20 protein-coding genes and 1 tRNA gene are annotated in these 24,438 nt (G+C 32.9%); 7 read left to right on the top strand and 14 right to left on the bottom strand.

Annotated features, from left to right (window positions below):
- Nucleotides 1–194: 194 nt before the first annotated feature.
- From SHI72_RS08345 to SHI72_RS08325, 5 genes are all read right to left on the bottom strand, one after another.
- On the bottom strand, nucleotides 195–2,354 hold the full coding sequence (locus SHI72_RS08345; protein WP_323489685.1) for a S9 family peptidase: 2,160 nt from the start codon (nucleotides 2,352–2,354) through the stop codon (nucleotides 195–197).
- 172 nt (nucleotides 2,355–2,526) lie between these two features.
- The gene (locus SHI72_RS08340; protein WP_323489684.1) at nucleotides 2,527–6,195 is read right to left on the bottom strand and encodes a PKD domain-containing protein; all 3,669 of its coding nucleotides are present in this window, start codon (nucleotides 6,193–6,195) and stop codon (nucleotides 2,527–2,529) included.
- Between the two features lie 360 nt (nucleotides 6,196–6,555).
- Complete coding sequence (locus SHI72_RS08335) at nucleotides 6,556–7,470, bottom strand: bestrophin family protein (protein WP_323489683.1); 915 nt, start codon at nucleotides 7,468–7,470, stop codon at nucleotides 6,556–6,558.
- 208 nt (nucleotides 7,471–7,678) lie between these two features.
- Complete coding sequence (locus SHI72_RS08330; RefSeq protein WP_039112317.1) at nucleotides 7,679–7,936, bottom strand: hypothetical protein; 258 nt, start codon at nucleotides 7,934–7,936, stop codon at nucleotides 7,679–7,681.
- Nucleotides 7,937–8,235: 299 nt separating this feature from the next.
- A tRNA-Met gene (locus tag SHI72_RS08325) sits at nucleotides 8,236–8,312 on the bottom strand.
- Between the two features lie 153 nt (nucleotides 8,313–8,465).
- On the opposite strand from SHI72_RS08325, the gene SHI72_RS08320 reads away from it, so the two are divergent.
- Together SHI72_RS08320 and SHI72_RS08315 are read left to right on the top strand one after the other, a co-directional pair.
- Nucleotides 8,466–8,858: an START-like domain-containing protein gene (locus tag SHI72_RS08320; protein ID WP_035620801.1), complete on the top strand. Its 393-nt coding sequence runs from the start codon at nucleotides 8,466–8,468 to the stop codon at nucleotides 8,856–8,858.
- Nucleotides 8,859–8,913: 55 nt separating this feature from the next.
- Nucleotides 8,914–9,747, top strand: a complete 834-nt coding sequence (locus SHI72_RS08315) for an aminotransferase class IV (protein WP_039112280.1) — start codon at nucleotides 8,914–8,916, stop codon at nucleotides 9,745–9,747.
- On the opposite strand, the gene SHI72_RS08310 is transcribed toward SHI72_RS08315, so the two are convergent.
- From SHI72_RS08310 to SHI72_RS08285, 6 genes are all read right to left on the bottom strand, one after another.
- On the bottom strand, nucleotides 9,748–10,308 hold the full coding sequence (locus SHI72_RS08310; protein WP_039112398.1) for a YqgE/AlgH family protein: 561 nt from the start codon (nucleotides 10,306–10,308) through the stop codon (nucleotides 9,748–9,750). It abuts the gene before it with no gap.
- 126 nt (nucleotides 10,309–10,434) lie between these two features.
- Nucleotides 10,435–10,707: an HU family DNA-binding protein gene (locus tag SHI72_RS08305; protein ID WP_017498096.1), complete on the bottom strand. Its 273-nt coding sequence runs from the start codon at nucleotides 10,705–10,707 to the stop codon at nucleotides 10,435–10,437.
- A gap of 180 nt (nucleotides 10,708–10,887) precedes the next feature.
- The gene (fmt, locus tag SHI72_RS08300; RefSeq protein WP_323489682.1) at nucleotides 10,888–11,835 is read right to left on the bottom strand and encodes a methionyl-tRNA formyltransferase; all 948 of its coding nucleotides are present in this window, start codon (nucleotides 11,833–11,835) and stop codon (nucleotides 10,888–10,890) included.
- Nucleotides 11,835–13,727 carry an ATP-dependent DNA helicase RecQ gene (locus SHI72_RS08295; protein WP_323489681.1) on the bottom strand — a complete coding sequence of 631 codons (1,893 nt, stop codon included), beginning with the start codon at nucleotides 13,725–13,727 and terminating at the stop codon, nucleotides 11,835–11,837. Before SHI72_RS08295 ends, fmt begins: the two co-directional genes overlap by 1 nt.
- Before the next feature lie 65 nt (nucleotides 13,728–13,792).
- On the bottom strand, nucleotides 13,793–14,326 hold the full coding sequence (locus SHI72_RS08290; protein WP_039112277.1) for an AAA family ATPase: 534 nt from the start codon (nucleotides 14,324–14,326) through the stop codon (nucleotides 13,793–13,795).
- Between the two features lie 248 nt (nucleotides 14,327–14,574).
- Complete coding sequence (locus SHI72_RS08285; RefSeq protein ID WP_323489680.1) at nucleotides 14,575–15,498, bottom strand: alpha/beta hydrolase; 924 nt, start codon at nucleotides 15,496–15,498, stop codon at nucleotides 14,575–14,577.
- 229 nt (nucleotides 15,499–15,727) lie between these two features.
- Here SHI72_RS08285 and SHI72_RS08280 point away from each other — a divergent pair, with 229 nt between their 5' ends.
- The 4 genes from SHI72_RS08280 to SHI72_RS08265 all read left to right on the top strand — a co-directional run bounded on the left by SHI72_RS08280 (nucleotide 15,728) and on the right by SHI72_RS08265 (nucleotide 19,164).
- Nucleotides 15,728–16,024 carry a DUF493 family protein gene (locus tag SHI72_RS08280; protein WP_039112275.1) on the top strand — a complete coding sequence of 99 codons (297 nt, stop codon included), beginning with the start codon at nucleotides 15,728–15,730 and terminating at the stop codon, nucleotides 16,022–16,024.
- 2 nt (nucleotides 16,025–16,026) lie between these two features.
- Complete coding sequence (locus SHI72_RS08275; RefSeq protein WP_039112274.1) at nucleotides 16,027–16,749, top strand: DUF4290 domain-containing protein; 723 nt, start codon at nucleotides 16,027–16,029, stop codon at nucleotides 16,747–16,749.
- A 215-nt stretch (nucleotides 16,750–16,964) separates the two neighbouring features.
- Complete coding sequence (gene murA / locus SHI72_RS08270) at nucleotides 16,965–18,275, top strand: UDP-N-acetylglucosamine 1-carboxyvinyltransferase (RefSeq protein WP_039118053.1); 1,311 nt, start codon at nucleotides 16,965–16,967, stop codon at nucleotides 18,273–18,275.
- A gap of 13 nt (nucleotides 18,276–18,288) precedes the next feature.
- Nucleotides 18,289–19,164 carry a cation diffusion facilitator family transporter gene (locus tag SHI72_RS08265; protein WP_039118052.1) on the top strand — a complete coding sequence of 292 codons (876 nt, stop codon included), beginning with the start codon at nucleotides 18,289–18,291 and terminating at the stop codon, nucleotides 19,162–19,164.
- A 430-nt stretch (nucleotides 19,165–19,594) separates the two neighbouring features.
- Here SHI72_RS08265 and SHI72_RS08260 read toward each other — a convergent pair whose 3' ends face one another.
- The 3 genes from SHI72_RS08260 to SHI72_RS08250 form a co-directional block, all read right to left on the bottom strand.
- Nucleotides 19,595–22,084, bottom strand: a complete 2,490-nt coding sequence (locus SHI72_RS08260) for a DUF5686 and carboxypeptidase regulatory-like domain-containing protein (protein WP_323489679.1) — start codon at nucleotides 22,082–22,084, stop codon at nucleotides 19,595–19,597.
- An 83-nt stretch (nucleotides 22,085–22,167) separates the two neighbouring features.
- Nucleotides 22,168–22,581 (bottom strand): type II 3-dehydroquinate dehydratase, encoded by a 414-nt coding sequence (aroQ, locus tag SHI72_RS08255; protein ID WP_039112270.1) that lies wholly within the window; start codon nucleotides 22,579–22,581, stop codon nucleotides 22,168–22,170.
- Between the two features lie 142 nt (nucleotides 22,582–22,723).
- Nucleotides 22,724–23,284: a porin family protein gene (locus SHI72_RS08250; protein ID WP_039120034.1), complete on the bottom strand. Its 561-nt coding sequence runs from the start codon at nucleotides 23,282–23,284 to the stop codon at nucleotides 22,724–22,726.
- Between the two features lie 274 nt (nucleotides 23,285–23,558).
- Here SHI72_RS08250 and SHI72_RS08245 point away from each other — a divergent pair, with 274 nt between their 5' ends.
- Nucleotides 23,559–24,170, top strand: a complete 612-nt coding sequence (locus SHI72_RS08245) for a porin family protein (RefSeq protein ID WP_323489978.1) — start codon at nucleotides 23,559–23,561, stop codon at nucleotides 24,168–24,170.
- Nucleotides 24,171–24,438: the final 268 nt, after the last annotated feature.

The following is a 24,438-nucleotide window of genomic DNA, read 5'->3' as shown; positions in this document are numbered from 1 at the left end:
ACCGTGGGCTATGCAAAACAGGATAGAATTTTCGACTCCGCTCAGAAAAACAATAGCGTGATTTTATTGCGGATAAGTCTTGTCTCAGAACCTCAGTATCTCAGAACCTTAGTGCCTTAAACAAAAAAAACTCAGCCTCACCATTCTTAAGAATGACAAGACTGAGAAAGATGACAAGTTAAAATGTCTTTGAATTATTTTGCTCCTGGAGGAGAATTTTCTCTTATGTATTTCATAAAGGTATCTAAAAGATGTTTTCTTGTTCCTTCACCTTCGGATATGCTGTGCGAACGATTAGGATAAATCATCAAGTCGAACATTTTATCGTATTTAACTAATTCGTTAATTAAAACTTCGGCGTTTTTATAATGTACGTTATCATCGCCTGTTCCATGAACGTATAATAAGTTTCCTTTTAGGTTTTTGGCATGTGTTACTGGTGATGCTTTAACATAAGTTGCTTCGTTTTCGCTAGGCAATCCCATATATCTTTCCGTATAAATGTTGTCATAAAAATGCTGATCGGTTACAGCAGCAACTGCAATTCCTGTTTTGTAAATTTCAGGATATTGAAACATTAAATTTAATGTTACCGCTCCGCCGCCGCTCCATCCGTGAATAGCAACTCTATCGGTATCGATAAATTTCCATTTTAAAACCTCTTTGGCAGCCATGGCTTGATCACGAGTATTTACGATTCCGATGTTTTTATAAATCGATTTTCTCCATTTTGTACCTTTCATTACAGGAGTTCCTCGGTTATCCATAGCAATTCCTATATATCCTTCTGGAATTAAATAGGCGATGTACGGATAAAAATATGGTTCGTCATTTGCTACAGAAGCCATTGGTTCTCCATAAACATAAAAGAACACAGGGTATTTTTTATTAGTATCAAAATTTAATGGTTTAGCCATTATTCCGTCCATTTCAATACCATCTACAGTAGTAACTTTAAATTTCTCTAAAGAATAATTACGATCCGGAGCTACAAAAGAATCAGCTGTTTGTGGTAATATTTTTTTATGACTAGGTAAAGCGACTAAGCGTGTGTTGTAATCACGATTAATGTTAGAGTTGGTATGTTTGGCATATTTACCATCTGTAGAAAAACGGTACTCATTTGTTCCTTCAAATTCTTTAGGAGTAATGCGTTTTGTTTTCTTGGTATTCAAATTGGTTTCATACAAATAGCGTTGTGTTGCATCTGTTGGGCTGGCAATATAATAGATAGATTTTGTTTCCTGATTATATGCTTTATAATATGCGTCGAAATTTTCGGTGGTAATTAATTCTTTCTTTTTACCATCGGCACTAATTTTATAAATATGCATCCAACCATCAGCATCTGAGCTCCATAAAAAAGCTTTTCCGTTATCTACAAACTGACAAGGAAAAACATCGTATTCTCCCGAAGAGATGTCAAAAACATCAATCCATGATTCTGATTTTTCTTGATAGATTAAATTAGCTGTTCCAGACTTTGCATCACAAGTATAAATAGAAGCTTGGTTTTGAAGTCTGTTTAACTGAACAATCATTACATTTTGATTGTTGATCCATTCCATTCGAACCAAATAGTTATTGTCTGGCTCACCTGGAATATTTAACCAATTTGTTTTTAATGAAGTAATATCGATTACCCCAATTTTTACAGATGATGGTTTTTCACCAGCTTTAGGATATTCTACCGGAACTGTAAAAGGGTATAGTGCATCGGTATTGTTTATCATTAAATGGAATTTTGTTTGGGATGCATCTACACGCCAAAACGAAATGCTTTTTCCATCTGGACTCCATCTAAAACCATCTCGAGCTGCAAGTTCTTCTTCATAAACCCAATCAAAAGTTCCGTTGATGATTTTATCAGTTCCATCGGTTGTTAGCGGAGTTATTTTTCCAGTAACTAGATTTTCCAAATAAATGTTATGTTGCGAAACATAGGCTACGTTCTCATTATCATTAGAAAACTTAGCAAACATTAAGGATGACTTTTCTAAGCTAGTACCAAGTTGCTTCCCTTTACCAGTTGCAAGATCAAAAAACCAATAATCTCCTTTGGTATTAGCTCTCCAAACTTTCTTAGAATTAGTATAAACCAATACTTTTGTTTTGTTTTGGTTCCAAACCAATTGTTCTATTTCACCCGTAAAGCCAGATTTTTGTAACTGCTCCTGAGTTAAAATAGTAGTGTTTTGGTTTAGTTTATCAACATCATAAACAACTACGTTTCCTTGTGAGTTTACCCAAAATGAGTGTGAGTTAGGCAACCAATTTAACTGATTAATATCAATACTTTCCTGAGCAAAAACACTCGAGCAGATTAATAATAATAGTAGAAAATGCTTTTTCATTATACTTATGTAATTTTAAATTAATAATAGCGCTATGGTTATAGCGCTATAAAATTAATGATTAATGCGAATCAAGAGTTGAATTTTTGTATAAACCTAACGGGTTTTTAAATCTGTTAGGTTTAATCTTAATTAGTAGTTGTGTTGTTTGATCCCTTGATTCACATTTTTGCTATTCCTTTATTAATTTACTGATTATTGTTTTTCCGCTTGACGATTTAATTTTTAAAATGTAAACACCATTTACTTTTCCAGATAAATCAATTGTTATATCATTTGATTTAATTTTTGATGATGTTGTGCTTAGAATTAATTGTCCAGTAACACTGTAAACAGAAGCTTCATATTCTTCTTGATCTAATGAAGGAATATATACAGTAAATAAATCTTTTGATGGATTAGGATATACCACAACTCCCTCGATTTTATTTTCTTTTACATTTAATGTTGGACTGTTGTTGATTTTGAAATTGTCAAACCAAACTCTGGTACCATAACCCGATGTGTTTCTTATTTTAACTAGAACACTCGATTGGTTTTTTACAACACTTAAATCTACAGTTTCGCTTCTCCAATCAGAATCTTGTGTTGGTTTCCAGTCATTAGTTTCATTTGCTTGTGTGGTTGCAGGGTCATCCTGAATAGGAGGCAATACAGTTTGCAATTGCAATTGATTCTTAGAATATACATTTGTCCAATTAACACCACAATCTGATGAAACCAAAATATCGATTTGATCTGGGGCAGGAGCAGGGTCAAAAACACTTAAATACTGTGTGTATCCAAGATCAAAATGCAAATGAGGTTTATCAGCTGTTGTAAAATCCATTGATTTTAAAATTAACTCATCGACCATTCCTGTTGGTGCATCAGCATTATTGATAACTAAACAAGTCAAATCTCCTTTTCCTACATCGGTGCGTTGTTCCCAAGTAATAGGATCTGCATTTAAATTTAGAACTTGCCAGTCTTGCTGAGGGAAAGCATCATTAAAATTCTCAGTAACAGGTAAAGTATTTTTACCTTTTATTGTTACTGCGCTTGTTTTTAGCATGGTTGTACCTTGTCCGTAAGTATTAGTAGCAACTAAAGTAACATTATAATCACCTGGAGTATTATATACTACAGCTGGATTCTTGCTTGTAGAAGTTGCTGGTGTTCCTCCTGGAAAAGACCATAACCATGAAGTTGGCTCACCAAAAGAAGTATCTGAGAATTGAACTGGTAAATCACTACAAATCATTGAACTTGTAATTTTAAAATCAGTATATGGTTTTTCTTTACTATCAAAAGTAAATTTCAAATTATCAATCCAAATTCTCGCACCATAACCAGATGTATTCACAAATTTAATCAGAACGTTAGGGTTTCCTTTGAAAGCTGTTAATGAAATTCTTTCAGTTCTCCAATCAGAATCTGATGTTGGAACCCAATTATTAGGATTTGTACTTGTGGCAGTTTCTAATACCGTATGAGTTTTAGAGTATAAAGGTGTCCAAGTGGTTCCACAATCTTTAGAAATCAAAATATTTAGAAGATCAGGACTATCTGCATCAAATTTTGCATAAGCAACGTCAAAAGAGAAATCAGTTGCACCAACTGCTAAGTTTAATGGTTTCAGTGTAATTTCATCTACATCTCCTGCAGCATTATCAGCATTGTTTATAATCATACAAGAGGAAGAATTTCTGCCAGCAGCAGTACTTTTTTCCCATGTTAGATTATTATTTAGGTTAGTGACTTCCCATCCAGCTGGAGGAAAAGTTCCTTCGAAGCTTTCTGTAAACGAAGCGCTTACAGGAGTAGTTACTGTAATAAAGTTTAATTTGGTAACTGAAGTTCCTGTACCAGATGGATTTGTAGTTGTTAAAGTAACATTATAAGAACCATTTGTAGTATATGTTACTATTGGATTTTGTGCTGTTGAGGTTGCAGGAATCCCACCTGGGAAAGACCATGACCAACTTGTAGGGTTTCCTGTTGAGGTATCTTTAAATGGAACAACTAAACTTGCGCAATTTGTTTTGGTAACAGCAGCAGAAAAATCAGATATAGGAGTAAGACTTTGAGTAATAGCTACATTTACATTGTCTATCCAAATGCGGGTTCCATAACCTGATTTGTTTTTAAAACGAATTGTAACATTTGGATTTCCTATATAAGCACTAAGATTAACGATTTCTTTTCTCCAATTTTCAGGTGTACTCGGAATCCAGTTATTCGGAAGCGTTATAGGAGTAGTTGTTGTTTGAAGATCTGTATGAGTTTTAGAATATACAGATGTCCAATTTGTGCCACAATCGGTAGAAACTTCTACCTCAAGAACGTCTGGACTTATATCATCAAATTTTGTGTAAGCAACATCAAAATAGAGTTGACTATTTACTCCATTTATAAAATTATAATAAGGAAGTTGTATGTAATCTAGTTCGCCAACGACAGCATTATCAGCATTATTCATAATCATACATGCTGAATCTCCATTGCCAACATCTTTACGTTTTTCCCACGCTAAACCTGCATCTGGATTTGTAATAGCCCATCCGTCTGGAGGAAAAGCTCCCGAAAAATTCTCAGTTAAGTTTACTGTAGATCTTTGATCAACTTTTATATAGCTGGTAATTGTTTTGGTGTCGTTTCCTAATGCGTTAGTAGCAGTAAGTGAAACAGGATAAATTCCTGGTGTTGTATAAGTAACTGTTGGGTTAACCGCTGTAGATGTAGCTGGTGACCCTCCGATAAAAGTCCAGGATCTGGAAGTAGGTAATCCAAGAGAAACATCTTTAAAAGTTATGCTTTTATTAGCACAAATAGCAGTTGTACTTGCTGTAAGTTGAGCTATTGGTGCTGTACTAATAACTCCCACAGAAGCTAAATTACTGTTTTGCCATAAAAAACCTCTAGGATATTTGGCTACAGTCATATCGTCTAGCCAATAAGTCATTGCATTAGTCTGGTCTTTGGTAAACATAGATTGACAATCTACATTATAATCCATTAAATTTTGATAGTTTGCAATAACTCCGCAGCTATTTACAGCCGATAAATTACAACCAAATCCCTGCGTTGTTGGTGGAGTATCTGCCATACCATCGTTAATTGGGTCACAACCATTCTGAAAAGTATGTTGCAAACCAAAATAATGTCCAAACTCATGAGACATTTCTTTAGCAAATTGGAAATTAGCATCAGATCCACCCGTAGTACCAATATATCTATGATTATAAGTTACGTGAGGAACAACATCTTGTACAGGTAAAAAAGCATGTCCAGAACCATAAACACCATCAGCTGGGTTAGGTTCGTCTACAACAACTATGTCTAAGTAATATTTTCCGTTTTTACCGTAGTACATATAATTATAAATTTTCGAATCGTATCCATCGACAATATGTGCTTCTGGATGCCAATTCATTCCGGGAGTTTCTAATAAATTGCCATCTGGGTCAACTGTAGCCAGAACAAATTGGATGTTCATTTTGCTTTTTATAGCTTCAAAACGTGGGTCTACAGTATTGTAAGCAGGATATAAACCATTAAAATCTTTGTTGCAAACATCGATTGCATCATTAATTCGGCTTTGCATTTGGGCTTTGGTAAATGTTTTCCCAATATTAGATCCGTCATTTAGGATATGAAATACTACTGGTATAATATAAGGAGCAGCGTCCTTTTTCTTGGTTAATCCAGCTTTTTTTGCAGTTTCAATTTTTGGCAAAGATTGTCTAAATAGATCTTGCTCTTTTTGAGATAAATTGGTTCCGCATCCCATAATTGTTTGTGCAGAAGTGTTTAATGCGAAGAGCAGTAAAAACACAAATACTAAGTAATTCTTTTTCATAAAAATTTAGGTTAATTTGTAATTAGCTTAGATCCTGTAGTGTCAATTTCTATTTTTTAAATTAAAAATTGATCTAATGTCGTGGTCTTAATCTTGAGCTAAATATTTTTTTTGATAAAAGTACAGTAGTGAGTTGTGGCACATTTATATTATATTAACATTAAATAATGGTATATTATCTGGTTTAATGTTAAAAAATATGTTTAGGTGTTAATATATTGGTTGTTTTTTAAAGTGATTCGTATTTTTTGTGGTAAAAATATACAGAAAACACAAGGTAGTATGATGCCTGATAGGATTTTGCTACATCCTAGATTACTAATCGGAATTTTTTTTTAATTGAGGGATAGATACCAGTTTTTAGGTAATGTAATAATCGTTGGAATTATTTGGTGGAGTTATCTTTTTGTTGTTTAATTCCAAAAGTGTGTTTTCTATCATTTGCGACATGGTGTCCAGAGCCAAATCGTTAGGTTGTAGACCAAAAGGATCTTCTAGTTCATCTGCGATTGCTTCTAGGGCTACAAAAGTATAGGCAATAAATACGATTGCAAATGGAGTAATCCAGCCTAATGTTTCTACAAAACCAAAAGGCAATATAAAGCAGTATATATAAACTGTTCGATGTAGTAATACACTATAAGTATAAGGAATAGGAGTGCTGGCAATTCTTTCGCAACCACCAACGATATCTGAAAGTTTATTCAGGTTTTCTTCAAATGCCAATTGGGTTATACTATCTAGTTTACCTTCTTTTTTTGCATCCTTAACCCAGTTCCCTAATTCCCTTAAAATAATGATGGGTTTAAAATGAACTTCTTTTAAGGTATTTGCAAATTCTTTAGAAAGAAGACGACTCATGTTGTCGCTAGAATCAGTATGTCTGAGTTGGTGTTTTAATGCGTAAACGAAAGCAATAAGTAAATTGATAAATTGGTCACGTTTCTCATTATAGTCATTGTCTATTAATGAATGACTTTGTCGAGCCAATGATCTGGTGTCGTTAAGTAATGCTCCCCAAAGTTTTCTGCCTTCCCAGAATCTGTCGTAGCTAACGTTATTACGAAAACCTAAAAAGATAGCCAGCGCAATTCCAAATAAAGTAAATATAGCAGGATTAATATGTAGATTATGTTCTAATAAAAAAGGTTTGAAATACACCACCAATATCGAAAACAATAACAATAGTATTAATCTCGGCATAAGTTGAGGTAAAACGGAACCATTCCATTCGAACAACATTTTAAACCAATTGCCTTTTTTCTTTATAATCATTGGGTGAAATCAATTTTGTTACTACAAAAGTAATAATTATATCCCTGATTGTATCTTTCAAATTTTTGGTAAGTAGCTATGTAGTATTTAAGGTATGTAGGTGTGATTGTAGCTTTTGAAGTATTATCAAAAGAAAAAGAACCTTAAACAATAATTGTTTAAGGAGTATTTTGATAATTCTTTCTGCTAAGCTTTATTCGATACTATTTTATTTCTCCTGTTCTAAATTATCAGCAGCAGAAATCTGATCAAGTATATTAGTTTGATTGGGTGCAATGTAATTTTTTGTCTCGCTAGCGATTTCTTTCTTAAAAAGAAGATCTAATGCATTGTAAAGTCTTAATAAAACTTCTTTGTCTTCTTTTTCAATCTCTAAAGCAGTATTGAAATTAAAAATATAATTATTAGAGTTGCGTACTTCTACTTTTATCGTCTTAGACGTGATTTTAAATTTAACTATATCCATGTTGTTTGTAAATTACTTAGTTTGCAAAATGCTGTTTTTCTTGGTTTTTTTGCAGTCATGCAAAAGATGAGGATCTTAAGTTTGCCTTCTGAACATGAAGTTTAAGAGAGGCTTCATATAGATTCAGCGATATTAGGCGAGATTGAAGTAGCATCTTTGCAGCTAAAATATTTAGTTAAGGTTAATTTTATCACTTCAAATTTATGATTTTATCGTCAGTCCTAAAGGATTAGGGCAGTATTTTCTAAGCATAATTTCAATAAAAAACCCTTAAACAATTGTTGTTTAAGGGTTTGTTTTGGTAGCGAGACCGAGATTTGAACTCGGGACCTCAGGGTTATGAATCCTGCGCTCTAACCAACTGAGCTATCTCGCCATATTTGCAGTAAGAGTATGTCCCTCATTGCGGGTGCAAATATAGAAATAAATTTAGAGTTAGCAAGCAGAAATGAAAGAAAAAAAAATATTTTTAAAAAACTCTTTTTTTCAGAGATATATTCTTATATTTCCAAAAAATTAAATCTGGCACATGGATCTAAAAGTACGTTACGAAATCGAGTTTCCTATAAATTCATCTCCGCAGTTGTTGTATCAGTATATATCTACACCATCAGGATTGTCTGAATGGTTTGCTGATAATGTAAATTCACGTGGAGAGTTTTTTACATTCATCTGGAATGATTCTCAGGAAAAAGCACGTTTAGCATCCAAAAAAACGGGCGAAAAAGTTAAGTTTAAATGGGTTGACGAAAGCAGCAAAGACACAGAGTATTTCTTTGAACTGCATATTCTCGTAGACGAAATAACGAAAGATGTTTCGCTTATGGTAGTCGATTTTGCCGAAAAAGATGAGCTTGGAGAAGCGAAACAATTATGGGAAAATCAAATATCAGATCTAAAACATCTTATCGGATCAGTTTAGTAAAAGTCTATTTTATAACTTATATTTGCCCTGAACAAAAATTCAGGGTTTTTTTATGATTAATTTTAATGGAAACATAGTAGCGCAGGACGATAATTTATTGATTCAAAATCGCGCTTTTTTGTATGGAGATGGTGTTTTTGAAACACTTAAAATAGTAAATAATAAAATCCTCTTTCTTGAGGATCACTATTTTAGGCTAATGGCTTCAATGCGTGTAGTTCGAATGGAGATTCCTATGAACTTTACAATGGAATATCTGGAGGAGCAAATCCTTTCATTGCTTAATCATAATTCTATTGCCGATTCGGCTAGAGCAAGAATTACGGTATATCGTAATGACGGCGGATATTATTTACCTCAAAACAATACAGTATCCTTTTTAATCCATGCGACAGCTTTGGATAATAAAGCATACGAAGTAAATGAGAATCCATACGAAGTTGATTTGTACAAGGATTTTTATGTTACCAAGCAATTATTGTCATCAATAAAAACGACAAATAAAATAATAAATATCACAGGAAGTATTTTTGCAAATGAAAACGGACTAGATAATTGTATTTTGTTAAATGATAGTAAGAATGCAATCGAAGCATTACAAGGAAATTTGTTTATGTTGTTGGGTAATAAATTAATTACACCACCAGTTTCTGAAGGATGTTTGAATGGCGTGATGCGTAAACAAATTTTAGCCCTTGCTAAAAAACTAACAGACATAGAAGTTGTAGAAGAACCAATATCGCCGTTTGATCTTCAAAAAGCCGACGAATTGTTTCTTACTAATGTTATAAAAGGGATTCAACCAATAACCAAATACAGAAAGAAAGATTTTACGACTAAGATATCTGGTATCCTTACGCAAAAACTTAATGAAAGTATTGCTTAATTAATTGAGATACGGATTCTCTGGTGCATTAGACCAAATAAGATAATCGCCTCCCAGTTCGATAATTTGTTCTTTCCAGAAATGGGTTGGTGATTTTCCGATAATTTTATTTTTATAATTATTATCGGCTATAATCCAGGAGTTACCCTGCATTTCTGTTTCGAGTTGGTTTTCATCCCAACCAGTGTAGCCCAAAAAGAAACGTATGTTGTTCTTATTGATAGCTCCACTATTAATTAAGTCTTTTGTAGACTCAAAATCTCCTCCCCAATATATACCATTTGAAATTTCGACACTATTCGGAATTAAATCGGGTATATTATGGATAAAGTAGAGATTATCCTGCTCAACTGGACCTCCATTATAAATCTTGAACGTGGCTTGGATTTCGGGAATTAAGTCATTAATAGTGTATTTAAGTGGCTTATTTATGATGAAACCTATTGAACCTTGTTCATTGTGATCTGCTAATAGAATCACTGACCTGTTAAATGATAAGTCTCCAATTATAGAAGGCTCGGCAATAAGCAGGTGTCCTTTTTTTAATTTTTCTGAAATCATATCGTTACAATTTTTATTAAATTTAAGAATAAAATTTTTAAAATCGTAAATAAAATCGTTAAACAGCAAAAAAAAACCTTCCATATGGAAGGTTTTAATTATATTAAAAGCGTATGTAACTTGTTCTTAGTTAACTGCACCTTCTAATTCAGCACCTGCTTTGAATTTCACAACATTTTTAGCAGCGATTTGAATAGTTTTTCCAGTTTGAGGGTTTCTACCATCTCTCGCAGCTCTTGCTGATACTGACCAAGATCCAAAACCTACCAATGATACTCTCCCACCTTTTTTCAAAGTAGCACCTACGTTTCCTAAAAATGATTCTAAAGCTAATTTTGCCGCAGCTTTTGTAATTCCTGCATCAGCAGCAATAGCATCGATTAATTCTGATTTGTTCATAATAATTAGTTATTAATTGTTGGTTAAAAAAAATTGTCAATACACAAATTTAATAGGAAATACGTTCCTTGCAAGCGTTTTGTTTAATTTTAGTTTGAATTGTTAATAACTTGCTTTTTTTGTTCATAAAGCAACCTAAAAGCATCACTAAATTTAGTGAGTAGCCTTATTTTGTTGATGTTAGTAGACCTTTGTGTTGTCAGAAAAAGTAATCCCATTTAGTAATTCTGCAACCGCCATTCGTTTTTTTCCGGGCAATTGTAAGCTTAATAATTGAATATAGCCATCAGTAACTGCAATTTTAATCTCTTTTTTGGTGCTAATTAAAGTGCCTATTTCTAGATTATGTGCTTCCAAAATAGATTTAGCTTCATAGATTTTTACGCTTAATTCTTCCTCTTTATCTTTAAGAAAAGTCCAGGCTGCAGGATAAGGGCTTAAACCTCTTATTAAATCATTAATTACATCTGCTGGTTTTGTCCAGTCTATTTTGCAGTTTTCTTTATTTAGTTTGTATGCCGTTTTAATTTCGGCATTGTCTTCTTGAATTATTGTGGTTACGTTGCCTGATTCAATAGCTTGTAAAGTCTCAATAACTGTTTCGCTTCCTAACTGCATTAAGCGATCATGTAATTGACCTGCATTTTCTGTTGGTTCTATTTCTGTTTCAGAGCTAAGAATCATTGCTCCGGTATCAATTTTATCATCTATAAAAAAGGTAGTAACACCAGTTTTGGTTTCACCATTTATTATAGCCCAGTTTATAGGAGCAGCACCGCGATAATTAGGAAGGAGAGAAGCATGAAGATTAAATGTTCCTAACGAAGGCATTTCCCAAACAACTTTAGGTAACATTCTAAAAGCAACAACAATTTGCAAATTAGCATTTAAGGATTTTAACTCCGATAAAAAATCTTCGTCTTTTAAATTGGTAGGTTGTAATAAAGGAAGGTTATTTGCTAACGCATATTCTTTTACAGCCGAATATTTTATTTTCTGACCACGTCCTGCTGGTTTGTCTGCTGCGGTAATAACACCTACAACATTATAATTGTTCTTTATTATGGTATCTAGAATTCCTACTGCAAATTCAGGAGTTCCCATAAATATGATTCTTAATTTTTCCATTATGATTTTAATGTATATTTATTATTCGGTTTTATTATGATGCGATTGTCCTCAAGTAATTCTTGTAAAGTATGAACAACATCATCGGCACTATTGTTAGTGCGTGTTTGGATATCTCTAGAGCTCAAATCTTCGGTTTTTAATAAATCAAGGATAGTTTGCGTAATAGATTTGTTAGACTTTTTTGTTTTCTTGGTAATACAATAAGAACAAATGCCACAATCGGTAGTTGTTTTTTCTCCAAAATAATCCAGAATCAATTTGCTTTTGCAAGTTTTTTTCTCGTTTACATAGTCCAGAACCGATTGTAATTGGTCTTTCTTTAGGTTGTTCTGTTTTTCAAGATATTTCGAGACCCTATTAATAGTAAGGTCATCTTCTCGTACTTCATTAAATAATATAGAGGCATCATTGTTTTTGCTATTATACTCAATGATTTCTTTTTCTTTTAATTTTTCTAAAACGGTATGAACTTCAGCTTCAGAGCTATTCGATTTTTTAGCAATCAATTGCAGGTTAAACGGAGTTTTCATTTCGTAAATACCAGGGTAAGTACGCAAAATTGCCAGAATAATTTCCTCGTCATTAGAGTTTAAGCTCGTATAACGTATTACCTCTCTCGATTCGATAAGAAATTGCATTGTGATTTTTTCCGAAAAACTTTGAGATAAAGTAATAATTCCTTGACGGTCTAAAAATTGTAGAGCGTTGTATGTTTTTAAAGTAGGGAAGTCATATTTATGGCAAAAACGATTCAGATTAAAAGCAAACTCTTCATTAATTCCTTCGCCGTAGGCAATCTGAAAATAATTACAAAGCTTAACGTACATCTTTTTAAGGAAGCTTTTATCGGCTAAGTTTTGTATAAACTGACTTTCGGCATTAGCAGTGTCTGATGCGCTAGTGAGTAAAACCGAAAAAGATTTCTCGCCATTACGTCCCGCACGTCCAGATTCCTGATAATAGTTTTCGATGTTTTCGGGTAATTGGGTGTGAATTACAGTTTTTACATTGGGTTTATCAATCCCCATCCCAAAAGCATTTGTGGCAACAATAACCTGAGCTTCTTCGCTCATCCATAATTGCATGTTCTTGTCTTTTTCTTTAGTAGTAAGACCACCATGATAATAGGTAGCTTTAAAACCCAAAGATTGTAATTGAGCCGAAATACTCAAACAAGATTTTCTATTACGTACATATATAATAGATGGTTGCGGATTTTTTTTTAGAATCTGCTCCGTTCTGTATAATTTATCTTCGACCTCAAAAACCATGTAGGCAATGTTTTCTCTGGCAAAAGATTGCTGGAAAAGTTTTGGGTCTTTTAATCCTAATTCAGTTTTGATGTCTTCAATAACCCTTGGAGTCGCTGTTGCAGTTAGAGCAAGAAACGGAATCTTAGGGAAATGTTTCTTTAATTCCGAAATCTTTAAATATGCAGGACGGAAATCGTGTCCCCATTGCGAGATACAATGCGCCTCATCTATGGCGATAAAATTTATAGGTAAGTTTTTTATGCGGTCAAGAATCCAGTCCGATTGTAATCGTTCAGGCGACAGGTATAAAAATTTATAATTCCCAAATTGGCAATTGTCAAGAAGATTAATAATTTCTTCAGTAGCGATTCCGCCAGTAAGAGCAATTGCCTTTATGTTTCTTTTTTGCAAATTAGCAACCTGATCCTTCATCAATGCTACCAAAGGCGAAACTACCAAACAGATCCCTTCTCTCATCATCGACGGAACCTGAAAACAAATAGATTTTCCACCACCAGTTGGCAATAAGGCAAAAGTATCCTGACCATTTAAAACCGAATCAATGATTTCGTTTTGCAAAGGTCGGAAACTATCATGTTTCCAGTATTTTTGAAGAATCGATAATGCTTCTTGCATTTGTCAGGATTAAAGTTAACAATTTAGAAAACAGTTTCTAGTTTTACCAACCTTAAAAACTCCGACTAAATTTTATCTAAGATATAAAGAATTCGGTTAGATACAGTATCTTTAGGAACCTCAATAAGTTCGTAACCGTATTTTTTATACGTTTCTACCAGATGGCTGTAAATAGTTTTGGCTTGTTCAAAATTTTCGTAACGTTCACCGTCACTCATGTAAATTTCTTCCCAGGGTGGAAGCAGAAAAATTTTAGAATATTTGCAGTCCTCGCACGCAGCTTTAAAATGTTCCGGATAATCATCACCTATATAATCCATATAGGCTACAACATCAGGAATTCCGCGGTCAATAAACACAACTTCCGAAGGTTCTTGTTGTGCGTTCTCGAATTGTTTAATCCGTCCTTCGAGTAACTTTTCGCTAAACAACAAGGGCTTTTCAAGAAACAATTGTTCGATTCCTTCTTTTTGGGCCTCCAGTGTTACTTGTCTCGAAATTTCGGGATAACAGCAATATCCATCGGCTACCAAACCATCAATAATAGTAGACTTTCCCGTACCCGGGCCACCAATAATAACAATAATTTCTTTCTGCACTTTCTAAAAATAAAGTGCAAATTTACCTAAACTTATTGGTATTATACAAGATTATTTTCTTGAAGCGAATGATTTAGGGTTTTTTTGTAGGTAAAGTTCCTGCTGTTCGCTTCAATCTTTTCCTTTTTTAAAGAAAAAAAGAAAAAGGATTTGCACTTCCATCAGGGCTATTGAGGTTATAATTTTTTGTACTAGGATTAATTTGGTAAAAAGTATAAGGCATAAAGCTTTAAGCGTAATGCTTTTTTTTAATTGCAAAAAGAGTATTCTGATAAGCCTTCCGATTTCTTCGTATTCGGAATAATAATATGCGATTCGAATTTCCTTTTTGCGATTACATTGTTTATAAATCCAAGAACATAATCAGGCTCTTTACCAAATAGATAACCGCAAAATTCATGTCCGCCACCGCAAGAGGTAATAAGTTCGATATTTTTTTTAAGAGAAGTCATTTTATTGTAAACCGAATAAGAACCCGAAAGAGTCATAAAGCCCATTGAGTCCGCAGGGCAGGAGCGGTGAGATCCCGTTGCATAAGGAACGGTGGAATCTTCACTTCCGTGAGAAAGTAACATCGGAATCGCATTTTTAGCATTAATAAAATCTACATTCATAATCGCGCCAGATCCGCCGATAAGACCTGCATATTTAAAATCACTTGACAAGTTATTCGAGTATAAATTCATTATTGAGTAATCCCAAAAAGTAGCATGAAATGAAATTTCGGCACCAGCGCTAATTCCGGCAATAAAAATCTTTGAAGCATCGATATTATAGGAGTCTTTATTTTTAATCATAAAAGAAGTTGCTTGCCACATATCGCTAACACCAATTTGAATGGTTTTAATTTTTTCAGGTAAAGTTGAGTTGCATCCAAAATCTTTGTTCTTCATATATAAAGTGTACGAAATACTAGCAACTGCGATTCCGTTTTGAGCAAGACTCATGGCGAAATTTTTTTCACCAAAACGATCTCCACCCGAAAAGCCACCACCGTGAGCAAAAATTACAAGCGGTATTTTCTTGTCTGATTTTTTTAGGGGCAAGTATAAATCAAGATCTAGTTTAATGGAATCATTCTCGAAATAAGTTAACGTTTTGATTTCTTGTGCGGTAATAGAAAATGAAGTAAAAGAGATAAAAAGTAATAAATGTAAAAAAGGCATTCTCATTGTGGTGGTGTTTTTATTATAATGCGTGTTCAATTACCCAAAGATAAAATAATAAAATAGGATAGGCTAAAATCCCGAGTTTTAACAAATTTAAAGAAGCGTGTTTGGTCTTGTAAAAGAGTAAAATAAGGTTAATTAGGGCTAATGTTTCGCATTATAAAAAAATCATAAATGCTAAATATAAAATCTCAAATCAAAACCGTATATTTGCGTCTATTTTAATGAAAGAATGGACGAAGATAAAGAAAAAACCACCGCCGAATTTTACGAAAGATTAAAGGTTGAGTTAGACAACAGTAACACTTGGCCAGCAGAATATTTGTATAAATTTATTGTGCCTTCAGTAGCAGATAATGTTGAGCGCGTAGAGAAAGCTTTTGATAGTATGGGAGCAGTAATTAAAACTACAAAATCCAAAACGGGTAAGTTTACCAGTGTTTCGGTAGATGTTACTATGAAAAGCTCAGATGAAGTAATCAGTAAATACCAAGAAGTTTCTACAATTGAAGGTATAGTTTCACTATAAATATGATCGAAAAATATAAAAAAGAAAATGCGAATGATGTTGTTTTTAATTTAGAATACAATTCTGAAAGACAACATTTAATCATTCCAGAGTATGGTCGTCATTTGCAAAAATTGATAGATCAGGCTACTGCTATTGAAGACGTTGAACAACGTAACAAAGCAGCCAAATATATTATTCAGGTAATGGGAAGCTTGAATCCGCATTTGCGCGATGTACCCGATTTTCAACACAAACTTTGGGATCAGCTTTTTATCATGTCTGATTTTAAATTAGATGTTGAATCTCCTTACCCAATCCCTTCTCGCGAAGTATTACAGCTAAAACCAGATGTATTAAAATACCCTCAAAATTACCCAAAATACAGGTATTATGGTAACAACATCAAATACATGATAGATGTTGCCAACAAATGGGAAGATGGAGAGATGAAAAATGCATTAGTATTGGTAATTGCCAATCACATGAAAAAATCTTACCTGAGCTGGAACAAGGATACCGTAAAAGATGATGTTATTTTTGAACATTTGTACGAACTGTCAGATGGTAAAATAAATCTTCTACAAAGCACAGAAGAACTCCTAAACACAACAGATTTATTACGTACTAATAAGCGTATATCTAATAAAATCACACCAGCTGGACAGCCTAAAATTCAGAACAATAAGAATATAAAAGGACCAGGGAAATCAAAGCCGTTTCAAAAAAACAATAATCAGAAGTAAAAAAAAGTTGCTAAGACACTAAGTGACTAAGTAGCTAAGGTTTTTTAGCTCAGAACCTTAGAATCTCAGAGCCTTAGAAACTATAAAAGAATAATCAGAAGTAAAAAAAGTTGCTAAGCATCTAAGTGACTAAGTTGCTAAGATTTTTTGAAAAGAGAAAACTTAGAACCTCAGAGCCTTAGAAACTTAAAAAAGAAGAATCTTAAAAGAAGAATATGGGAATTTTTAAAATCGAAGGTGGAATTCCTTTAAAAGGAGAAATCACTCCACAAGGAGCAAAAAATGAAGCGTTACAAATTTTATGCGCGGTACTTTTAACCTCAGAAAAAGTAAAGATTAATAACATTCCTGATATTATTGATATCAATAAATTAATTACGCTTTTAGGAAATTTAGGCGTAAAAATTCAAAAAAACGAACCAGGTTCAATTACATTTCAAGCCGATGAGGTAAATGTAAACTACCTGGAAACTGAAGCTTTCAAGAAAGAAGGTGGAGCACTTCGTGGTTCAATCATGATTGTTGGGCCGCTTTTGGCACGTTTCGGAAAAGGATATATTCCTAAACCAGGAGGAGATAAAATAGGTCGTCGTAGATTAGATACTCACTTTGAGGGATTCATTAATCTAGGAGCGAAATTTAGATATAATAGAGAAGATCACTTTTATGGTGTTGAAGCTCCAGAAGGATTAATCGGAACCGATATGTTGCTTGACGAAGCATCAGTAACAGGAACTGCAAATATTGTAATGGCAGCAGTTTTAGCCAAAGGACAAACAACAGTTTACAACGCAGCTTGTGAGCCTTACTTACAACAATTGTGTAAGATGTTGAACTCTATGGGAGCAAAAATCTCAGGAGTAGGTTCAAACTTACTAACAATCGAAGGAGTAGAAAGTTTAGGTGGTTGCGAGCACAGAATTCTTCCAGATATGATCGAAATCGGATCTTGGATAGGATTGGCAGCAATGACAAAAAGCGAAATCACAATTAAGAATGTAAGTTGGGAAAACCTAGGGCTTATCCCTAATACATTCAGAAAATTAGGAATCACAATAGAAAAACGTGGTGATGATATTTATATCCCTGCTCACGTAAATGGATATGAAGTTAAAACTGATATCGATGGATCAATCTTAACCATTGCCGATGCGCCATGGCCAGGATTTACACCAGATTTATTAAGTATCGTTTTGGTTGTGGCAACACAAGCAAAAGGAGACGTTTTAATTCACCAAAAAATGTTCGAAAGCCGTTTGTTTTTCGTAGACAAACTAATCGACATGGGAGCAAAAATTATGTTATGTGATCCGCATAGAGCCGTTGTTATGGGACATAACTTCGAGTCACAATTAAAAGCAACAACAATGTCATCTCCAGATATTCGTGCTGGAATCTCATTATTAATTGCAGCTCTATCAGCAAAAGGAACAAGTACGATACAAAATATAGAACAAATCGACCGTGGATACGAACGTATCGACGAGCGTTTAAGAGCAATTGGAGCAAAAATCGTGAGAGCGTAGATAAAATCCTCAAATGACGAATGAACAAAAAGCTATAAAAGCTACATACTTTAGTATAGTTGGAAACACCTGCTTAGCCGTTATAAAAGGCTTGGCAGGTTTTTTTGGCAATTCTTATGCCTTAATTGCAGATGCGATTGAATCGACTACCGATATATTTTCGTCCTGTTTGGTACTATTCGGAATTAAATATTCTAACAAACCAGCAGATGAAAATCATCCTTACGGACATGGTCGTGCAGAACCTTTAATCACATTTTTGGTTGTTGGTTTTTTAATTACTTCAGCAACAATTATTGGTTACGAAAGTATTGCAAATATTCAGAATCCACATGATTTACCAAAATCCTGGACCTTGTATGTATTAGGAGCAATTATTGTTTGGAAAGAATATTCTTTTCGATTGGTAATGAAACGTAGCAAACAAACCAATAGTTCATCATTAGCAGCAGATGCCTGGCACCATCGTAGTGATGCAATTACATCTGTAGCAGCTTTTATCGGAATTTCGATTGCGCTAATCATGGGGAAAGGTTACGAATCTGCAGATGATTGGGCAGCACTTTTTGCAGCTTTCTTTATTTTATACAACAGTTATAAAATTTTCAGACCTGCGCTTGGCGAAATAATGGACGAAAATTTGAATGATGATTTAGTCGAAGAAATCAGAATAAAATCTTTAACCGTAGTAGGTATTCTGGGAACCGAGAAATGTTTTATTCGTAAAGCAGGAATGAAGTATCATGTAGATCTTCATGCTATCGTATCTGCTAAAATTTCGGTAAAAGAAGGACATGAACTTTCACATAAATTACAAGATACACTAAAAGAAAAAATACCCCAATTAGGGAATGTTTTAATTCATATTGAGCCAGATGATTATCATTGAGGAAGGTTCAAAGGGACAGAGGTTCTGAGGTACTAAGGTTTCTTTTAGCAAGACAAAAAACGAAATCCGTTTATTCTTTTATATAGAGTAAACGGATTTTTTTTTTAAGGTTCAAAGGTTTTTTAAAGGTTCAAAGGAACAAAGGTTCTGAGGGACTAAGGTAACTTTGTCAAAGTTTTTCACTTTGCCAAAGATAATAACGAAGACAAAAAACGAAATCCGTTTATTCTTTTATATAGAGTAAACGGATTTTTTTTTAAGGTTCAAAGGTTCAAGAACAAAGGTTCAAAGGTTCTGAGGGACTAAGGTAACTTTGTCAAAGTTTTTTTACTTTGTCAAAGATTCATCCTCAAATTTCTACTTACTAATGTGATTTCTCCTTTGTCGAAGTGACAAGTTTGGAAGGGATCTGCTTGAAATCATCACTAAACTACTCTAGGATATTAAGAAACTTCAATCCAAAAACGACTCCGTTTTGTTGTATTCCGTTTTGATAAGAGTGAACATAATCTACACGAAACATTCTGAATTTTCCGAAACCAAGATTGTCTAATCCAACTGTAAATTCAGAATAGGGTTTAGTATTTGGAATTTCAAGAGAATGGAATCCTATATTTAAAGTTGATTTTAATTTATTCAATAAAGGAATCTTGTTCATAATATATCCATTGTCATTATGCTCCATATGAACCTCAAAATAGCTATCATTTGTACTATTTGTGTAATATGGTAACAGATTAAATACATTCAGATATCTATCGGCTTGACCAATATGAGTTTGGTTACCGTTAAAATGTTTGTAATCCATAAAGGCAATATTTTCTGCATTAAAAAATTTACCAGCTTTTATGTTTATTCCCAAAAGCCCTTTATTTCCTAAAGTTAAATCATATCGTACTGCTGCACTTATAAGATCAAATTCATACTTTTTCTCGCTGGCGGCTAATGCTTTTTCATAACCTAAAGATAAGGTTGGGTATTTCTCATTCTTAATATTATATTTTCCGTCTGGTCTGGAAATATATTTGTTACCAAAACTAATTCTAGTGTTCAAATTAGCTTTTACCAAATGATGTTTCTCAAAAGGAGAATTCACAAAGTCATTTGGCGCAAGCGGATTGTTAGAAGAGTAAAAATCATCCTTATTAAAGAAAGAGTAATCGGTAGTATTAAAAAGAGGTTTACGTTGCTCATACGCAACTTTTGCACCTATAGTAATGCCGTTGGCTACATTTTGAGTATAGGCTAGTTGAGCAAATTCCAGATTGTAAACTTTCATATAGTTATCCTTAAAAAATAAAGAACTTACCGAGTTAATAAAATTACTTATAGGTTCAGTATTATTAAACTGGCTTACTTTTGTACCTCCAGAAGCAAAGATTGTAGCATAATTTTGATGATTAAAAGTATGCTTAAACTCCCCAGTAATACGCAAACGCTCATCCGAGAACCCATAATTTATTGCGGTACTTATTGAGGTTTCTTTGCCTTTTTCGTCATTCCAATTTTTATAAGAAAAACCAGTTCCAATATTAAAACCCTGAACAGTATTAAAACTGAGAGCGCTTAAATCGAATAGTCCGTTATACTTAAACGAATATTTCTCGAAAGTATTTTTGTGTTCATGACCGAGTAAAATATCAAAGGAATTAAACTTGTTATTCTTGGCATCAATAGAGTCGGTATATTTTCTCGATGTTCGAATAGTTTGTAAACTATCTTTCTTGATATAATCTGTGCTTTCTTCGATAGTTAAAGGAATCGGACGGATAGAATTCCAATAAGAATCATCTTTTTTATTAGCATTAGCTTCAAAACTTACGATTTCATTAGTGAAAGTTTTCTTTTCGAAAGAATCAGGAAATTCATAATTGGTATATACATAATTAAACTTTCCTGTAAATTGAACCCCAAATGCTCCAGCAGTAAAAGACAAACTTTGAGCATTTTTTGCCCACAATTTATTTTTAGAATTATAACTAAAGCTTTGTTTAAGATTCATTATTTGCGTTAGCTCATTCTTGATTCGATACCCTTTTATATCTAGGTCAATGGCATAAATGGCAAAACTATCATCGATAATATAAATGTAACCTTCAAAAACTGGTTCTTTATCACGTTTAGGGATAACCTTTATTTTGTTTATTTGCTGGTTGTTCTCATCAAAGAAAGTTCCTTCTAGTTTGTATTTGTAGTAATTAAAGGCATTGTCGGCAATAGGAGAAATCATTCTTACACCAAACTTTAATGTGTTATTATAAAAATCATAAGTAGATAAACTTGCTGTATTATAACTATACCCTTTATTGTTACCCGAAATTTTAGATGCGATAATTTTCTCCTTAAGATTGTCAGGTTTCTCAAATGTAATTTTAGAAATAGTTTCAGATAGATACAAAACGCCTGTTCCTGTAGAGTCTAGATTAGAAGACATTTCATCGCCGATATCTACTTTAAGACCCATTATCTTTTTAGGTAAATCTTTGATTTTGAACATTCCTTTAGAATAAAAATCGGCTGTGTATCGTCCTGTTTTTTCCGAATTGTCTTTTTTATTGGCAATCGCACTTCTTATAATGTCATTGGCGGGATTATCCTTAGGATTAATTATTACTTCGTTAAGAGTGAAGTTTTCTTCCAGTAGTTTTACGTCCAGTGTGTATGGTGATGCTGAAGAGGGAACAGTTAGTTTTTGAGCTTTAAACCCTAAATATTGAAATATGATTTTGTTCTTTCCAATCTCTTTTACATTGAGCTGGTATTTTCCTTGTTCGTTGGATGTAGTACTGTTATAAGTATTCTCTTCGAAGATAGAAACGAACGGTAGAGGATTTCCTTTTTCATCCGAAATTGTTCCTTTAATCTGTGCGTAATTTGAAAATGAAAGTAGTAAAAAGGCAAAAAAAATAAAGTTTTTCATATAGGTACATTTCTTATTTCAAAAATAAAAGAAGTTAGAAATGAACCTATTAAAACTATGTTAAATGATTTATAGCACTTTAACTATAAAAAAGAGCGTATAGCAAGCTCGTAGCTTTTTAAACCAAAACCAAGAATAACACCTTTGGCATTTCCAGAAATATACGATTGGTGGCGGAAACTTTCGCGTGCATAAGTATTAGAAATGTGTACTTCGATAACAGGAGTCGTAACGGCTTTTATTGCATCGCCAATACCTATTGAGGTATGTGTATAAGCACCCGCATTTAGAATAATACCATCATAGTTAAAACCAAATTCTTGTATTTTTCCAATTAATTCGCCTTCGATATTACTTTGATAATAGCTTAGTTCAATAGATGGGAAAGATGTTTGTAATGTTTCAAAGTAATCTTCAAAAGTTTGAGATCCGTAAACTTCGGGTTCCCTTTTTCCTAAAAGATTCAAATTTGGTCCGTTTATAATGATAATTTTCATGTATTATAATTTTAAGCAATTCTGATTTGTTTTTGAATCCATTTTACATTTCACTCAAAACATTTCATTAGCAGCGGTGTAAAAATAAAAAAACCGTTCCAATAAATAGAACGGTTTTCGTAAAAGTATGTGATATTATTTCTTAGAACATGAATCCAGCTGAAAGTTGGAAAACAGAGTTTTTAACATCAGCATCTTTAGAAACTTCTGTTAATCCTATACCGTAACGACCTTGAATAAAGATATTTTCAGTTAGTTTAAATCCTAATCCTGCATTAAGACCAAAGTCGAAAGTTTTAGAGTCTCCAAAATCAACATTATCTTTATCACTTAATAAAAATTGAGCTTGAGGTCCAAGTTCTAAACTAAATGATTTACTTAAGTAAAATTTAGCCATTACAGGAATAGATAAATATCCTAATTCATTTTTAAACTCACCAAATGCATTTTTGTAAGTTGCTCCTTGAGTAGAGTATAAAAGCTCAGGCTGAATAGAGAATTTTTCAAGTAATTTAATTTCCGCTACTACACCCGCATGGTAACTAGTGATTCCTTCTTTATCTACTTCAATTCCATCAAAAGCACTACCTCCAGTTTGATTTGCAAAGTTAACCCCTGCCTTTACACCAAAACGTAATAATTGTGCTTGCATTGTTGCTGATGTTGCTATGAACAGTACAGCTACTAAAATTATTCTTTTCATAAAATTCTTTTTAAAAGTTTGATTGATTTTTCTGTAAGTTAAAACTCTTATAATTTGCAAATATTGTTTAAATATTAGAAAGATTCCAATTTTCTACATTAAATAATTACTAGCAAATTTGATTGTACAAGGACAAAAATACTTGCTATTGCCTGGTACTCAATTATACTTATAAAAGATTGTTTTATAGAATTTACATCCCATTTTTTAATTAATAGTATTTTATGTTAATATTATTATATATTTATAGTATTAATATTATAAAATATAATAAATCATAAAAAAGATTACTTTATCGATTATTGCAGTTTTAGCATTTGGATTTGCAAATGCACAAGATGTTAAATTTGGTGCAAAAGGAGGAATCAATCTTTCTACTTTGACAGGAGATATTGACAACGTTTCTTCAAAAGTTGGTTTCCAGGTTGGAGGTTTTGCAGAAATAAAATTATCAAATAATTTCTTTGTACAGCCTGAGGTTTTATACTCTACTCAGGGAGCTAAATCTAAAATATTGGCAGGAGAGTTCTTTAGAAAGAATAATTTTAAGTTTGGATACTTAAACGTACCCGTTATGGCAAAGTATTATGTTGCGGATAAATTCAGTTTAGAAGCTGGGCCTCAAATCGGTTTTTTAGTTAGTGCTAAAAATGATTATTCATATTCAGCATTTGGATATAATGATTATGGAAAAGAAGATGTTAAAGATCAATTTAAATCAATTGATTTTGGAGTAAATTTAGGTGCAGGTTATGATTTTACTGAAAATATTTCTGCTGGAGTTAGATATAATCTAAGTTTATCTAATATTACGGACTTCGGAGATGGAGCTAATGCAAAATTTAAAAATAGCACATTTTCTTTATCTGTAGGATATAAATTCTAAACTATTTTAATTGCGTTTTAATAGCCTCTCAGAATCAATTTATGTGAGGTTATTTTTTATTTATAAGTTTTTTAGTAATAATTTTTATTATGGTTGAAAAAAAATTGCCATCACTAAATTTAGTGAGAAAAACAGTAATAACATTCTTCTTTTCAGTTACATAAAGCTGAGAAATAGAATTTCGGGTTTTTATTAATTTTTTGTTTTTTTTGTGATTTTATTGGATTTTCGTTTGTGCTTTTCTACGTTTGCCGCTTAAACCTTAACA

Source organism: Flavobacterium sp. PL02 (assembly GCF_035013205.1).
Classification (GTDB): Bacteria; Bacteroidota; Bacteroidia; order Flavobacteriales; family Flavobacteriaceae; genus Flavobacterium.
The sequence above is the reverse complement of the archived record's forward strand: the minus strand, read 5'-3'. Positions and strand labels throughout refer to the sequence as shown.

What these genes read in the sequence shown, in the direction of transcription:
- SHI72_RS08345 (WP_323489685.1), bottom strand. Translation starts at nt 2,354, where the DNA reads ATGAAAAAGCATTTTCTACTATTATTATTAATCTGCTCGAGTGTTTTT.
- SHI72_RS08340 (WP_323489684.1), bottom strand. Translation starts at nt 6,195, where the DNA reads ATGAAAAAGAATTACTTAGTATTTGTGTTTTTACTGCTCTTCGCATTA.
- SHI72_RS08335 (WP_323489683.1), bottom strand. Translation starts at nt 7,470, where the DNA reads ATGATTATAAAGAAAAAAGGCAATTGGTTTAAAATGTTGTTCGAATGG.
- SHI72_RS08330 (WP_039112317.1), bottom strand. Translation starts at nt 7,936, where the DNA reads ATGGATATAGTTAAATTTAAAATCACGTCTAAGACGATAAAAGTAGAA.
- SHI72_RS08320 (WP_035620801.1), top strand. Translation starts at nt 8,466, where the DNA reads ATGGATCTAAAAGTACGTTACGAAATCGAGTTTCCTATAAATTCATCT.
- SHI72_RS08315 (WP_039112280.1), top strand. Translation starts at nt 8,914, where the DNA reads ATGATTAATTTTAATGGAAACATAGTAGCGCAGGACGATAATTTATTG.
- SHI72_RS08310 (WP_039112398.1), bottom strand. Translation starts at nt 10,308, where the DNA reads ATGATTTCAGAAAAATTAAAAAAAGGACACCTGCTTATTGCCGAGCCT.
- SHI72_RS08305 (WP_017498096.1), bottom strand. Translation starts at nt 10,707, where the DNA reads ATGAACAAATCAGAATTAATCGATGCTATTGCTGCTGATGCAGGAATT.
- fmt (WP_323489682.1), bottom strand. Translation starts at nt 11,835, where the DNA reads ATGGAAAAATTAAGAATCATATTTATGGGAACTCCTGAATTTGCAGTA.
- SHI72_RS08295 (WP_323489681.1), bottom strand. Translation starts at nt 13,727, where the DNA reads ATGCAAGAAGCATTATCGATTCTTCAAAAATACTGGAAACATGATAGT.
- SHI72_RS08285 (WP_323489680.1), bottom strand. Translation starts at nt 15,498, where the DNA reads ATGAGAATGCCTTTTTTACATTTATTACTTTTTATCTCTTTTACTTCA.
- SHI72_RS08280 (WP_039112275.1), top strand. Translation starts at nt 15,728, where the DNA reads ATGGACGAAGATAAAGAAAAAACCACCGCCGAATTTTACGAAAGATTA.
- SHI72_RS08275 (WP_039112274.1), top strand. Translation starts at nt 16,027, where the DNA reads ATGATCGAAAAATATAAAAAAGAAAATGCGAATGATGTTGTTTTTAAT.
- murA (WP_039118053.1), top strand. Translation starts at nt 16,965, where the DNA reads ATGGGAATTTTTAAAATCGAAGGTGGAATTCCTTTAAAAGGAGAAATC.
- SHI72_RS08265 (WP_039118052.1), top strand. Translation starts at nt 18,289, where the DNA reads ATGACGAATGAACAAAAAGCTATAAAAGCTACATACTTTAGTATAGTT.
- SHI72_RS08260 (WP_323489679.1), bottom strand. Translation starts at nt 22,084, where the DNA reads ATGAAAAACTTTATTTTTTTTGCCTTTTTACTACTTTCATTTTCAAAT.
- aroQ (WP_039112270.1), bottom strand. Translation starts at nt 22,581, where the DNA reads ATGAAAATTATCATTATAAACGGACCAAATTTGAATCTTTTAGGAAAA.
- SHI72_RS08250 (WP_039120034.1), bottom strand. Translation starts at nt 23,284, where the DNA reads ATGAAAAGAATAATTTTAGTAGCTGTACTGTTCATAGCAACATCAGCA.